The sequence below is a fragment of the Brevundimonas sp. GW821-FHT02A10 genome, from assembly GCF_059422025.1.
Map to the genome: position 1 here is coordinate 163587 of NZ_JBWKWC010000003.1, position 13788 is coordinate 177374.

General features: G+C 68.5%; 12 protein-coding genes, 1 tRNA gene and 1 riboswitch. Of the genes, 7 read left to right on the top strand and 6 right to left on the bottom strand.

Annotation, left to right across the window (positions count from 1 at the left end):
- Window positions 1-342 precede the first annotated feature (342 nt).
- The 4 genes from AC07U0_RS10375 to AC07U0_RS10390 are packed head-to-tail and all read right to left on the bottom strand — an operon-like array spanning window position 343 to window position 3803.
- The gene (locus AC07U0_RS10375) at window positions 343-1152 is read right to left on the bottom strand and encodes an MBL fold metallo-hydrolase (RefSeq protein ID WP_494719939.1); all 810 of its coding nucleotides are present in this window, start codon (window positions 1150-1152) and stop codon (window positions 343-345) included.
- Complete coding sequence (locus AC07U0_RS10380) at window positions 1152-1940, bottom strand: TatD family hydrolase (protein WP_494719940.1); 789 nt, start codon at window positions 1938-1940, stop codon at window positions 1152-1154. Before AC07U0_RS10380 ends, AC07U0_RS10375 begins: the two co-directional genes overlap by 1 nt.
- On the bottom strand, window positions 1937-2923 hold the full coding sequence (locus tag AC07U0_RS10385; RefSeq protein ID WP_494719941.1) for a DNA polymerase III subunit delta': 987 nt from the start codon (window positions 2921-2923) through the stop codon (window positions 1937-1939). Before AC07U0_RS10385 ends, AC07U0_RS10380 begins: the two co-directional genes overlap by 4 nt.
- 49 nt (window positions 2924-2972) lie before the next feature.
- Window positions 2973-3803, bottom strand: coding sequence for a septal ring lytic transglycosylase RlpA family protein (locus AC07U0_RS10390; RefSeq protein WP_494719942.1), 831 nt, complete (start codon window positions 3801-3803; stop codon window positions 2973-2975).
- Window positions 3804-3933: 130 nt separating this feature from the next.
- On the opposite strand from AC07U0_RS10390, the gene AC07U0_RS10395 reads away from it, so the two are divergent.
- Window positions 3934-4023, top strand: a tRNA-Ser gene (locus AC07U0_RS10395).
- A gap of 168 nt (window positions 4024-4191) precedes the next feature.
- On the opposite strand, the gene AC07U0_RS10400 is transcribed toward AC07U0_RS10395, so the two are convergent.
- Together AC07U0_RS10400 and AC07U0_RS10405 are read right to left on the bottom strand one after the other, a co-directional pair.
- A complete protein-coding gene (locus AC07U0_RS10400) occupies window positions 4192-5406 on the bottom strand; it encodes a dipeptidase (protein ID WP_494719943.1) in 1215 nt (404 codons plus the stop codon).
- 204 nt (window positions 5407-5610) lie between these two features.
- Window positions 5611-5775 carry a hypothetical protein gene (locus AC07U0_RS10405; RefSeq protein ID WP_494719944.1) on the bottom strand — a complete coding sequence of 55 codons (165 nt, stop codon included), beginning with the start codon at window positions 5773-5775 and terminating at the stop codon, window positions 5611-5613.
- A gap of 566 nt (window positions 5776-6341) precedes the next feature.
- Here AC07U0_RS10405 and AC07U0_RS10410 point away from each other — a divergent pair.
- From AC07U0_RS10410 to AC07U0_RS10435, 6 genes are all read left to right on the top strand, one after another.
- Entirely contained in the window at window positions 6342-7346 is a 1005-nt protein-coding gene (locus tag AC07U0_RS10410; protein ID WP_494719945.1) for a cysteine synthase A, read from the top strand.
- Window positions 7343-8290: a transcriptional regulator GcvA gene (gcvA, locus tag AC07U0_RS10415; RefSeq protein ID WP_494719946.1), complete on the top strand. Its 948-nt coding sequence runs from the start codon at window positions 7343-7345 to the stop codon at window positions 8288-8290. The genes AC07U0_RS10410 and gcvA overlap by 4 nt, the downstream gene beginning before the upstream one ends.
- An 80-nt stretch (window positions 8291-8370) precedes the next feature.
- Window positions 8371-8483: riboswitch (SAM riboswitch) on the top strand.
- Window positions 8484-8740: 257 nt separating this feature from the next.
- Window positions 8741-11161 (top strand): TonB-dependent receptor plug domain-containing protein, encoded by a 2421-nt coding sequence (locus tag AC07U0_RS10420; RefSeq protein ID WP_494719947.1) that lies wholly within the window; start codon window positions 8741-8743, stop codon window positions 11159-11161.
- Window positions 11162-11234: 73 nt separating this feature from the next.
- Window positions 11235-11981 carry a DOPA 4,5-dioxygenase family protein gene (locus AC07U0_RS10425; protein WP_494719948.1) on the top strand — a complete coding sequence of 249 codons (747 nt, stop codon included), beginning with the start codon at window positions 11235-11237 and terminating at the stop codon, window positions 11979-11981.
- A gap of 133 nt (window positions 11982-12114) precedes the next feature.
- The gene (locus tag AC07U0_RS10430) at window positions 12115-13110 is read left to right on the top strand and encodes a methionine ABC transporter ATP-binding protein (protein ID WP_494719949.1); all 996 of its coding nucleotides are present in this window, start codon (window positions 12115-12117) and stop codon (window positions 13108-13110) included.
- Window positions 13110-13775, top strand: coding sequence for a methionine ABC transporter permease (locus AC07U0_RS10435; protein WP_494719950.1), 666 nt, complete (start codon window positions 13110-13112; stop codon window positions 13773-13775). The genes AC07U0_RS10430 and AC07U0_RS10435 overlap by 1 nt, the downstream gene beginning before the upstream one ends.
- Window positions 13776-13788: the final 13 nt, after the last annotated feature.

A 13788-nucleotide genomic window follows, 5' to 3' on the forward strand; every position in this document is an offset into this window, starting at 1 on the left:
GTCCGCCACCGACAGGATTCCGCAGGATTGCGATGAAGTCGAACAGGTTGGGCGCGCGGACGTCAAGGAGTCGTTCGGCCTGACCACAACACCGGACGCACCCGGTCCACAAGGCGGCCGCCAGAGCGGTTCGCCGGGCGCCAGGTCGGAATACGGCGACGGATCGGCCGCGGTTCTTCGGAAAGACTGAGATCCGGGATGCGCCTCACGTCGGCAGGGCGTTCAGAGCGAATTCGGACGAGCAGGAGGGCGGGCTTTGAGCCGCCAGAACCGTTCCAGAGGCCCGGATTTCTATGTATCCGTTTCTCGCCTAAGATATATTATGCGAAATGAGACGTGGGATCAGAGCGGGATGGACGCGGTCCAGCCGTCATATGCGACCTCAACGTTTGCCGGAACTCTGGCTCTCAAGTCGTTGTAATCCAGATCAAGGTGCAGGTTCGTCAGCACGGCCCGTTCGACGCCGCTGCGCGCGATCCAGTCCAGCGCCTGATCGACCGTCGCGTGCGTCGGATGCGGCGTCCAGCGCAAGGCATCGACGATCCAGAGCTTCGAGCCACGCACGGCCTCAATGGCCGCGTCGTCCAGATCGGACACGTCGCTGGAATAGCTGACGTCTCCAAGCCGATAGCCGACCGAGCGGATCGGTCCGTGAGCCTGATCGAAAGTCACCACCGGAATCTCGCCGCCGGGGCCGTTAACACTCCAGCGCTGCCCATGCGGCGGGATCAGATGGAGATCCAGCAGAGCCGGATAGTTCTGGATGCTTTCGAAGATATAGGGAAACCGCGGCTGGAGCGCATTGGCGGTCGCCTGGTCCATCCAGGCCGGAATCCGTTTGCGCCGGCGCATGGCGAAGACCCTGAGGTCGTCGATACCGTGGGTCTGGTCGGCGTGGTCGTGGGTATAGAGAACCGCATCGACGGACGTGGCCTTCGCCGCCAGCATCTGCTGACGCAGGTCCGGCGATGTGTCGATCAGCACACTGGTGACGCCTTCGGGGCCTTGCCGGCGGGCCAGCATCGAACAGCGCGTCCGGCGGTTCTTCGGTTCGGCCGGATCACAGGCGCCCCAGTCGCCGTCACCGCGCGGCACGCCACCGGATGAGCCAGAGCCCAGAATTATGATCTCTAGCGCCGCGACTTCATCCATCAGGTGAGCTCCGGATGCGGTATCCGATCGAACAGGTCAAAGAAGGCGTTCGTTGTGCGCGCCTCGGCCTCGGACCGGTCCCAGCCGCGCACCTCGGCCAGCTTGTCGAGCACGTGACCCACATAGGCCGGCTCGTTGCGGCGACCGCGATGCGGCATGGGCGCCAGATACGGACAGTCGGTTTCGACGATGATCCGGTCCGCCGGCATGGTGCGGATCACGGCGCGAACCTCCTCTGCGGCCTTGAAGGTGGCGATGCCGGAAACCGAGAACCATCCGCCCAGTTCATGAGCAATATCCGCCAGTTCTTGACCACTGGTGTAGCAATGCATGAGGAATTTGAACGCCCCCCTGCCCTGTTCCTCCTTCAGGATGGCGGCCATGACGTCATCGGCCTCGCGGGTGTGGACGACCAGCGGCAGGCCGGTCTCGCGCGCGGCCTCGATATGGCGACGGAACACCTCGGCCTGCACATCACGCGGGCTCAGGTCGTAGTGGAAGTCCAGACCGCATTCGCCGATCCCGATCACGCGCGGACGCTTCGCCAGCGCCACCAGATCGGCAGTAGTCATGGCCGTATGGTCCTTGGCCTCGTGCGGATGAGCCCCGACGGTGCACCAGATGTCGTCGTGGGCCATGGCCAGGGCGTGGGTGGCCTCGAAGGTCGACAGCTTGTCGGAGATCTCGACCATCATCTGCACCCCGGCCTCGCGGGCGCGGACGATGACGGCGTCGCGGTCCTCGTCGAACTGGGGCGCGTGGAGATTGACGTGACTGTCGATGATCATCCGGCGATCCTGCGCGTACGGGCCACATCGATCAGGGCGCCGGCCAAGGCGTCCCCCCGGTCGAGGTTCAGCCCCGCCGTCCGGTCCGGAAGCTCGCTGAGCCGGCCCCAGAGCTCAGCCCAGGCGGCCGCGCCCTGCCCTGCCGGCGCATGCAATGCCTGTTCCTTCACAGCCGCGATCAGCCGGTCCAGCACCATGTCGAACCTCGCCTGACCCTCCGCGCCCCGGAACCCGTCGGCGACGGCCAGGGCCTCGGCGCGGTCGAGCGATGGCTCGGACACCCAGCGCCGCGCCAACTGGTCGGCCTCGGAGGTCGCACCGGCGCTGAGGGCCAGGGCCTGACCGGGAGACCCTCCGGCCATGGCGGCGATGCGGTCGGCCTCGGAGGGATCGACACCCGAACGATCCAGCACCAGTTCGGCCAGCGCATGCTGCGACCAGACCGGAAAGGCCAGACGGCGGCAGCGCGAGCGGATGGTGGCCAGCAGCCGGCCCGGCGCATGGGTCACCATCAGCAGCACGCCATGTTCCGGCGGTTCCTCAAGAATCTTCAGCAAGGCATTGGCAGCGTTGACGTTCAGGTCGTCGGCGGCGTCGATGATCGCGACCCGGGCCTGGGCTTGGGACGGGCTCTTGGAAAAGAACTCCGGCAGGTCGCGCGCCTGATCCACGGAGATGGACTTCTTGGTCTTGCCGTTTTCGACGAGCTTTTCGAGCACCAGCAGGTCCGGGTGGGCCTGGGCCGAGATCAGTTTCGACACCGGATCGTCCGGCCGGGCGCCGAGGACGCCGCGCGAGGGATCGGGCGTGGCGCCCAGCAGACGGCGCGCGGCGCGATAGGCGAAGGTCGCCTTGCCCACGCCCTCGGGCCCGCACAGCAGCCAGGCGTGGTGTAGCCGCCCGCGCAGGCGCGCGTCCTCGAAGGCGGCTTCGGCTTCGGAAGACGGCTGCAGATCGAAACGGTCGCGGGGATGGGTGGTCACCGGCGCATGATGGCGACGTGGGTCCCCGGCAACAACCCCGGCCGGGCGATCAGCGGCCTGAAATCAACAGGGCGTCACGGACGCCGCGCGCCACGATGGACTGACGCTCGCGTTCGGCGGCGTTGGCGTCGTCCCACGGGCCCACGAGGACGCGGAAATAGCGCTGACCGTCCACCGAGGCGGTGTTCACGCTGGCCTGGGCCCCGAGCGATTCGGCGGCGAGATGGGCCAGGGTTGGGTCGGAGAAGGATCCGGCCTGAACCCAGAAGCGGTCGCCGGCAGGCTGTTGCGGCTGCGGTGGGGGGCGGTCGTTGGACGCGATCTGATACGCCCCGCCCGTGCCGGTGCCGCCGCCGCGTGGGGCCGGACCCAGATAGCGAACCCTGACCTCTCCGACGCCGCGCGAAAGCAGATCCAGTTGCTCGGCCGCGCCGCGCGACAGGTCGATGATGCGGCTGTCGACGAAGGGGCCGCGGTCGTTTACGCGCACGACGATGGAGCGGCCGTTGGCCTCATTGGTCACCTCGACCAGGGCTGGAAGCGGCAAGGTCTTGTGGGCGGCGCTGAGGCCATGCATGTCGAACCGCTCGCCGGTCGAGGTCGGCCGTCCGTTGAACTGGTCGCCGTACCAGGACGCCAAGCCGGTCTCGTCATAGCCTCGGGCGTCGCTCATCGGCCGATACCAGCGTCCGCGCACCTGATAAGGCCGCATGGTGCCCGGCACGATCGGCGCCGGATCGGTGACCACGGGGATGCGCGGCCGCCCACCCCCGCTTCCCGGCCCGCCCATTCCGGGCACGCTGGCGCAGGCGGCCAGTGTCGCGGTCGCCGCCGCCACCGCCGCCGCTCGTATGACGCCTTTCAGCGATCCTGCCCGCATGGTCCGTCCGGAAACCTCGGGCCAATCCCGAGCTCTCATTGTGGACGACGAAATTTCCGTTTTGGTTAACCGGGCATTTCGCTGCTAAGGAGCCCCTCCGCGCGGCCAGCCCACCGCGTGAAGTCCGGATGGACAGGTGGCCGAGTGGTTTAAGGCAGCGGTCTTGAAAACCGCCGTAGGTGGAAGCCTACCGTGGGTTCGAATCCCACCCTGTCCGCCAAACGATGGCGCCGCCGCTTGATGTCAGCAGCCGTCATCCGGACTGCGTATGAACAAGGGACATTCGCAGTGTCGCACGAGCCGTTTCGGCGGGCGTTGCCCAGTCTCCGTCCCAGCGCCCGGCGCGGTCCCGGGATGCGGTCGCCCCGCGAAGTCAGGGGGCGGCCCATCAACTGCGACGGGCCGCCTCCGCCGCCCGCAGGACGCGCAGGAAGTTGCCGCTCCAGATGGCGTCGATCTGGGCCTCGGTATAGCCGCGCTTCAGAAGTTCGGCCGTGACGTTCGGCGCCTCGGCCTCGCTGTCGAAGCCCGTGATCCCGGCGCCGTGGTCGAAGTCCGTGCCGATGCCGACATGCTCCCAGCCGATGCGCTTCGCCACATAGTCGAGGTGGTCCACGAAGTCGGACACCGTCGCGCGCGGCAGGACCGGGGTCAGGTCGTCGAGGAAGGCCTGCTGCGGTTCCGGCGCCAACCCGCCGTAGCCATCGTTGGGCGAGACGAAGGTCGCCGGCAGGCCGTGCCGCAGCCTCACCGCCGAGATCCGCTCGCGCGCGGCGGCGTCGGGCGTGACCAGATAGCTGTTGAAGGGTGTCAGCTGGACCACCCCGCCATTGGCCTTGATCGCATCGAGTTCGGCGTCGCTCAGGTTGCGGCTGTTGTCGACCAGGGCGCGGGCGTCGGAATGGGTGGCGGCGACAGGCGCCCGGGTCAGTTGCAGGGTCTGGAGCAGGGCCTCGGTTGACAGCTGCGACACGTCGATCAGCAGGCCGAGATCGTTCAACCGCGTCACCGCCTGCCGTCCGATCGGCGAAAGGCCGTGGTGCTCGGCGACGGGGCCCTCACCCGGCCGCGAGGAGTCCGACCAGCTGTTGTGGCCCGCATGGTTGAAGGCGAAGACCCGCACCCCGTCGCGATAAAGGACGTCGATCTGTGAAAGGTCGTCGCCGAGTGATCGGGCGTTCTGGAAGCCGATCAGGACCGCGACCTTCCCCTCCCCGGCCAGCCGCACGACGTCGTCGGCGCTGAGGGCGATGCCGACGCGCGAGGGATTGTCAGCGGCGAAGGCGCGGATCTTCGCCAGCTTGGCGTCGACCTCGGCGCGGGCGGCCTGGACGCCGGCGGCGTCACGTGGGCCCGGGCCGACGGCGAGGGAGAAGACCACCGCATCAACGCCGCCCCGCGTCAGGTGATCGAGGTCCGCCCGCGATCCTCCGCCGGGCAGGTAATAGCGCGCGGGAGTCGACGGCAGCAGGATGTCGGCATGGCTGTCGAGCACCAGCGCCCGGGCGTGGACAGCGGCCGCGTCGGGCGTCTGGGCCGGGGCCTGTCCCGCCGTAAACAGGAGAGTGGCCGCTGCCACGCCGAAGAGGAAACGCGAGGTCATGGAATGTCCGGGGTTCAGAAGGGGCAAAGATCGGCCGCGGTCCTGCCCGGCCGGAAGGGAGCGCCGACCATCGCAGGCGGGGGGCTGACCCTTGCATGGGGCTCAGCCTTCGCCGACCGGGGCACATGAATGGTCCAGGCGCCGAGCGCGGCGGACCCGACCGGAACCCGCAGCCGCGCGCATTTCACAGGCCGCGCGGTCATGTCAGGAGCCCGAGGCGATGATCGCCCGCGCCTTGCTGGAAAGCCGGCGTCTCCGCGGCGCGACAGGCGCGGCAGGCGTCGCGCGAGCATCGGCGGGGGCCTCGGGGGCGACGACGAGCCGGGAAATCAGGGCCGAGCCGCCGTGGGTGAAGAGGGTGACGCGCATGAAGAGCCTCGAAGGTTTGCCCCTTCCTGATGCGACCGGGCGCCAGCGTAGCCAATCGAGATCGGCTCACAATCAATGTAGTTTCGCTAAATCACCCTTCCTCGCCGCCTTCCGGGCTGGGGCGCAGAAGCTCTGCCGTCCCCTGCAGTTTTTCTGGCTCGATCCGCGTGATTGGAACGGCCATAGGTCCAGCGTTCCTTCTCGGAGCGTTTCCTCCCTCAGAACTTCAGGCCGCGTCGCAGGACGCGGCCTTTTTTCGTTCAGGCGCTTATCCGCTGGCCGTCACCTCCCTGCGCAGCATGGGATATAGTGTTTCTGGGCCGAACCTCAGGACTTCTGATGAGGCCGTTTCAGCCGCTCAGGCTAAGACAGCCTCGTTCCTTGGAACGCTTAATCTCGCACTCAAGGCCGCGTCATATCCCGGGCGCGGCCTTTTTGCCTGAAAACGGTCGGTGAGAGTTTTTCACGCCGCACCATTGGGCCTGCCGGGCGTGTGTCGAATGACGGGTTCTCTTCCGGCTGGAAGTATTTCTATAAGACTCGGCCCGAAGCCCGAGTCGTCGCCCATGTCCGCCGCCACCGTCATCGACCTGATCGGCGACACGCCCCTGATCCGGTTGCGCGCCGCCTCCGAGGCGACCGGCTGCGAAATCTTCGGCAAGGCGGAGTTTCTGAACGCCGGCCAGTCGATCAAGGATCGCACGGCCCTGGGTCTGGTTCAGGACGCCCGCGCCAGGGGCCTGCTGCGGCCCGGCGGCACGATCGTCGAGGGCACGGCGGGCAATACCGGCATCGGCCTGGCCTTGGTCGGCGCCGCCCTCGGCCACCCCGTCGTCATCGTCATGCCGCGCAGCCAGACGGCGGAGAAGAAGCAGGCGGTGCGGATGCATGGCGCCCGGCTGGTCGAGGTCGACCCCGCCCCCTTCGCCAGCCCCAACCATTTCGTCCACTTCTCGCGTCGTCTGGCCGAGGACCTGAACGCGAGCGAACCGAACGGCGCCTGGTACGCCGACCAGTTCGACAATCCCGCCAACCGCCGCACCCACTATGAGACCACCGGCCGCGAGATCTGGGAGCAGACAAACGGCACGGTCGATGGCTTCATCTGCGCGGCCGGGACAGGCGGCACCCTGGCCGGAGTGTCCCAGTATCTGCGCGAGCGGAACCCTGAGGTCGCCATCGGCCTCGCCGACCCGCCGGGCGCCGCCCTCTACAGCTGGTTCACCGAAGGCGTCCTGAAATCCGAAGGCAGTTCAGTGACCGAGGGGATCGGCGTGAACCGGATCACCGGCAACCTCGAAGGCGTCACCGTCGACCACGCCTGGCGGATCGAGGACGCAGAGGCCCTGTCCCTGCTGTTCGATCTGGTGGTGCACGAGGGCCTGACGCTGGGCCCGTCCAGCGGCGTCAATATCGCGGGCGCCATCCGGCTCGGGAAGGCGCTCGGCCCCGGCAAGACCATCGTGACCGTCCTGTGCGATCCGGGTCAGCGCTATGCGGGCAAGATCTACAACCCGGCCTTCCTGCGTTCGAAGGATCTGGCCGTGCCCGACTGGCTGGAGGGGCTGTGACCGACACCGACATCACCCCGGGACGCAAGCTCCCGCCGCTCAACGCCCTGAAGGCTTTCGAGGCCTGCGCCCGGCATCTCAGCGTCTCGCTGGCGGCCCGCGAACTGGGCGTGACGCCGGGCGCTGTCAGCCAGCAAATCCGCGTGCTCGAGGACCATGCGGGCGGGCCTCTGTTCAAACGCGATTCCGGCGTGACCGCCCTGACCACGCTCGGGGCGACGCTGCAGCCCGTGTTGCGAGAGGCGTTCGAGCACCTGAAGCGTGCGGCCGACATCGTCTATGGCGCGGGCGTTCGCCAGTCGCTGACGGTCAGCGTGCCGCCGTCCTTCGCCAATCGCTGGCTGGTGCCCCGTCTGGCCCGCTTTTCGGCCGATCATCCCGAGATCGAGGTCTGGGTCTCCGCCGACATGCAGCTGGCGGACGTGGCGGGCGGCCGGGCCGATGTCGCCGTACGCTACGGCCATGGCGACTATCCGGGCGTGCGCACCGAGACCCTGCTTGACGGCGGGGTGCTGCCCGTCTGCAGCCCCGAACTGCTCAAAGGCGAGCACCCGCTGCATCGACCGGCGGACTTGGCGCACCACACCCTGATCCACGTCAGCCCCAGCCCGATGGAAGAGCCCCGGCCCGACTGGTCGACCTGGCTGGGCTCCCGCAAGCTCGACGCTGTCGATGCGACCGTCGGCCCCCGCTTCGACCAGACCGCCTTCGCCATCGAGGATGCCGCGCGGGGACGGGGCGTGGCCCTGGCGCCCCGGGCCTTCGTCACCGAGGACCTTGCCGCCGGGCGGCTGATCATTCCGTTCGCGGACGGCTATCTGCCGACCGACATGGCCTATCGGGTGGTCACCCGCCGGTCCCACGTCCGGCCCGAGGCGCAGGTCTTCGTCGCCTGGCTGCGGGAAGAGGCACGCGAGGGCGCCGTCGTCGCCGACGAACTCTGATTTAGATTTCCTGTCGCCCGGCCCAGATATTCTGAGCAGCGCCTGCGTTGACCCGGCCCGGCCCGGCGGCAATATCGGCAAGCTCATCGAGACCGGCTGAGGGACAGGCCCTTGGACGCCGGGGCAACCTGCGGACCTCCGTAAGGTGCCAACTCCTTCGCAAGGACCGATCCCGGTCCGCGGTAGATGAGAGGCCACGAACGCCTTCGGGTGTTCGCCCTCCCGTCGCCATCGAAGGGGTTCCGATGACGGGGACGAAGACGATGCGAGCCGCCATCACAGCCGCCTATGACCGCCGGACCGGGCCGCCCGGCCGCTGTCGACCCTGACCCGCCTCCCCACGACCTGACCGGCCGCCGCCGGTTCTCCTCCCCCCACCCATAAAGCGCCATCCCCGCCGGGCTCGTCCCGCGCGAGAGGCTGGCCTGCGCTCTCACGCCAAGGACTGTCATGACCTACTCCTCCTCCACCACTGCCCGCCGCCGGCTGTTCGCCGCCGTCTCGACCGGCGCCCTTCTGATCGCCGGCGCCGCAGCCGCCCAGACCGCCGCGCCCGCCAACGATCCCGACGCCGCCGCCGTCGAGGACGTCGTCGTCACCGGCACCCGCGTGCCCAACCGTTCGCGGCTGGACACCCTCGCCCCCGTCGACGTCGTCACCGCCCAGACCCTGCAGAACCGCGGCACAACCGAGTTCGCCGCCGCCCTCGCACAGGCCATTCCGTCGCTGACCTTCCAGCGCCCCGCGGTCGTCGACGGAACCGACTCCATCCGCCCCGCAACCCTGCGCGGCCTGTCGCCCGACCAGACCCTGGTGCTGGTCAACGGCACGCGCCGCCACGCCTCGGCCCTGGTCAACGTCAACGGCTCGGTCGGGCGCGGTTCGGCCGCCGTCGACCTGAACACCATCCCGACCGTGGCGCTGGACCGCGTCGAGGTCCTGCGTGACGGCGCCTCGGCCCAGTACGGTTCCGACGCCATCGCCGGGGTTGTGAACCTGCGTCTGCGTGAGGCTTCGTCCGGCGGCGGCGCCAACGTCACCTACGGCCAGTATTTTACCAGCGTCGACACCGCCCGGGGCTCGCGCGACGAGACCGACGGCCAGACGGTCACCGCCTCGGCGTGGCAGGGCTTCGCCCTCGGCTCGGACGGCTTCCTGACCCTGTCGGGAGAGTATCTGCAACGCGATCCGACCAACCGTTCGGACCTCGACCCGCGCGTGACGCCGAACCGGGTGACCGCCCGCGTCGGCGATCCCGAGGTCGACCAGTGGACCGTCTTCGCCAACGCCGGCAAGCCGCTGGCCGCAGGGTGGGAAGCCTATGGCTGGGCCGGCTATCAGCAGCGCGAGAGCGAGAGCGCGGCCTTCCCGCGCCTGGCCGACAACGTCAACAACGTCGTCTCCATCTATCCGAACGGCTTCCTGCCGCTGATCAATGTGACGTCGAAGGACCTGTCTGTCGCCGGCGGCCTGCGCGGCCAGATCGGCGGCTGGGACGCGGACTTCAACCTGGTCTACGGCCGCAATGCGCTCGATTTCCGCACCGAGAACACGTTGAACGCCACCTATGGCGCGGCCTCCCAGACCAGCTTCGACGACGGCAGCCTGATCTATGACCAGCTCGTCTTCGGCGCCGACTTCAATCGTCAGTTCGAGGTTGGCCTCAGCCGCCCGCTGAACCTGGCCTTTGGTCTGGAAGCGCGTCGCGAAGGTTATGAGATCCAGGCGGGCGAAGCGGCCAGCTACAACCGCGGCCCGCTGGGGTCGAACACCGCCCTCGCCGGCGGCGCCCAGGGCTTCGTCGGCTTCCAGCCCTCGAACGTCGTGGACGAGGACCGCGACGCGGTCGGGGTCTATGCCGACATCGAAATCCCGCTGACCGAGAAGCTGACCGTCGAAGGCGCCGTCCGCTTCGAGGACTATTCCGACTTCGGCGACAGCCAGACCGGCAAGTTCTCGGCCCGCTACGATTTCAGCCCGAACTTCGCCCTGCGCGGTTCGGTCTCGACCGGCTTCCGCGCCCCGTCGCTGCAACAGAGCTACTTCACCTCGACCTCGTCGGTGATCCAGAACGGCGCGGTCGTCGAGACCGGCACCTTCCCCTCGACCAGCGCCGTCGCCACCCTTCTCGGGGGCCGTCCGCTCAAGGCGGAGACCTCGACCAACTATTCGCTGGGCACGGTCATCCGGTTCGGCGGCTTCGACTTCACCGTCGACGCCTATCAGATCGACATCGAGAACCAGATCGTGCTGTCGGAGCTGATCAACCGCAGCTTCTCGACCCAGGTTGCGGCCTTGCTCGATCCGCTCGGCATCCAGGCCGCGCGCTTCTTCCTCAACGGCGTGGAGACGACGACCAAGGGTGTGGACGTGGTCGGCCACTACCGCTGGCGCACCGAAGCGGCCGGGGCCTTCGACTTCACCGTCGCGGCCAACTTCAACGATGTGGAGGTGACCAAGGTCCCGACCTCCTCCTCGGTCCTGAACCCCGTGCCGACCCTGTTCGCGCGCAGCCGGATCGAGACCATCCAGCAGGGCACGCCGGACACCAAGGTCTCGGCTTCGGCGGACTGGACCTCGGGCCGTCTCGGCGGAACCCTGCGCGCCACCTATTACGGCGATGTGGTCCAGCCGGGCTCGACCGCGGCGGCCGACTATTCGACCGGCGCCAAGACTGTCGTGGATCTGGAAGGCCGGTTCCAGCTGACCGACCGGGTCGGACTGTCGGTCGGGGTGGACAACCTGCTCGACGAATACCCCGACGCGGTCCCGGCGGCGCTGAACTCCAACGGCGTCCTCGGCTTCCCCTACTACTCGCCCTACGGCTTCAACGGCCGCTACGGCTACGCCCGCGTCAGCCTGAAGTGGTGATGGGCCGGGCCGGTCGTTTTCGCGAGAAGACGATCGGCCCGCCTTCCTCCAGCAGACACTCCCGGATCCCGACATGACAGACGCCCGCACCGATCTCCCGTCCAGCCCGGATGACGACCAGCAATGGGCCGACCTGCTGTCGCCCGGACGGCGACGGCTGCTGATCGGTTCGGGTCTGGCGGCGGCGGGCGCGCTGACGGCGTCCTCAGCCTCGGCCCAGACGGCGCCCGCGTCGACGCCCGCGCCGACGGAGCCGGCGCATCCCGAGGGCCAAAGCCCCTGGGGTTATGAGACCTGGAAGGAGCCGGCGACGCGCCCGGCCAGCATCCGCCCCGGCGAGCAAACCCTGCCCACGGCGCCGCGCCCCTACACCGACATCCGGAGCTATCACGCCCACATCTATTTCGATGAGGACAGCTACCAGAAGGCGGCCTTGCTGCGGCAATGGACGATCGAGCGGTTCCCGGTCGAGCTGGGCAACTGGAACCTGCAGCCGCGCGGACCGCATGTGACGCCGTCGTTCTACTTCGGCTTCACCAATGACCTGCTGCCGGTGATCGTGCCGTGGCTGCAACTGAACAGCCTCGGCCTGACCATCCTGCTGCATCCGAACACCAACGACCCGAGGGCCGACCACCTGCACTATGCGCTCTGGGTCAATCGCGCCCAGCCGGTGAACGGCTATGGCCTTCCGTCGCACGTCAGCGACGCGGAGATCGAGGTCATCTATCCGAACGTCGCCCCGACCCTGCGCCCGGAGACGGGGCCGACGACGCCTCAGCCGCCTGCTTCGCGTCCGGCCCAGATCCGGGGACACTGAACCTCTTTCGACCGGCCCTGCCTACCCTTAGCGGCTGGCCAAATCCCCGTACTGGCCTATATCCGGCCTGACGTTTCGCCTTCCCGACCGGACAGACCTTGCCCCACTCCTCCCGCCTTGCGACCCGTTCGACATGATCCGGCTTGAACAGGTGACCAGGCGCTATCGCAGCGCGGCGGGCGAGCGGGTGGCGCTGGACGCCGTCAGCCTGAATGTGGGCGAGGGTCAGGTCTATGGCGTCGTCGGCCGCTCGGGCGCCGGCAAGTCCACCCTGATCCGCACCATCAACCGGCTGGAGACGCCTGACGCCGGCCGCATCTTCGTCGGCGACGACGAGATCACCGCCCTGAAGCCCGCCCAGCTCCGCGCCGCGCGCCGCCGGATCGGCATGATCTTCCAGCATTTCAACCTGCTGAACGCCCGCACCATCGCCGGGAACGTCGCCTTCCCGCTGGAGCTGGAAGGCCGTCCGCGCGCCGAGATCGACCGTCGCGTCGCCGACCTGCTGGACCGGCTGGGTCTGGCCGAGCACGCGAACAAATATCCGGCCCAGCTGTCCGGCGGCCAGAAGCAGCGGGTCGGCATCGCCCGCGCCTTGGCCTGCGAACCGCGCGTCCTGCTGTGCGACGAGGCGACCAGCGCGCTCGACCCCGAGACCACCGACGAGATCCTGACCCTGCTGGACGGGCTGAACCGCGAACTGGGCCTGACCATCGTCCTGATCACCCACCAGATGGAGGTGGTGCGCCGCGTCTGCGATCGCGTCGCCGTGCTTCAGGACGGGCGTCTGGTCGAGGAAGGCGCGACCGCCGACGTCTTCCTGCATCCGAAGGCCGCAGCGACCCGCGCCATGCTGGCCGAGGGCGAAGGCGCCGAAAGCTTCGACGCCTCGATCGTGCCCGCCGGCGGACGGCTGGCGAAGCTGACCTTCCGCGGCCCGGCCACCTATGAGCCCGAACTCAGCCGTGTCGCCCGCTCGGCCGGCATCGACTATTCGATCCTGTCCGGCCGGATCAGCCGCATCCGGGACGAGCCCTATGGCCAGATGGTCGTGGCCTTCACCGGCGGCGACGCCGAGGCCGCGATCACGCAACTGACCACACGCGGCGTCGTGGTGGAGGCGATCTGATGCAAGCTCTCTTCGCCAATGTCGACTGGACCGAGATCGCCCAGGCCTCGCTCGACACCCTGCTGATGCTGGCCGGGTCCATGGTCCTGACCGTGGCGTTCGGCATTCCGCTGGGCGTCCTGCTCTACCTGTCCGGCAAGGGACGGCTGGCGGCCAATCCGCTGCTGAACGGTGTCCTGTCGCTGGTGGTCAATATCCTGCGGTCCGTGCCCTTCATCATCCTGCTGATCGTCATGCTGCCGGTGACGGTGCTGCTGGTCGGGACGTCGCTGGGCGTCGCCGGGGCCATTCCGCCGCTGGTCGTCGGCGCCGCGCCCTTCTATGCCCGGCTGGTCGAGACGGCCCTGCGCGAGGTCGACAAGGGCGTCGTCGAGGCGACCCAGGCCATGGGCGGCTCGACCTTCCAGATCGTCACCCGCGCCCTGCTGCCCGAGGCCCTGCCCGGCATCCTCGCCGGCGCCACCGTCACCGCCATCGCCCTGGTCAGCTACACCGCGATGGCCGGCGTTGTCGGCGCGGGCGGGCTCGGCGACCTCGCCGTCCGCTTCGGCTATCAGCGCTTCCAGACAGACGTCATGGTCGTGACCGTGGTCCTGCTGCTGGTGCTCGTCCAGATTCTTCAGATGCTCGGTGACCGTCTGGTCGGCCGGGTGTCGCACCGCTGATGTCCCTTCCCCG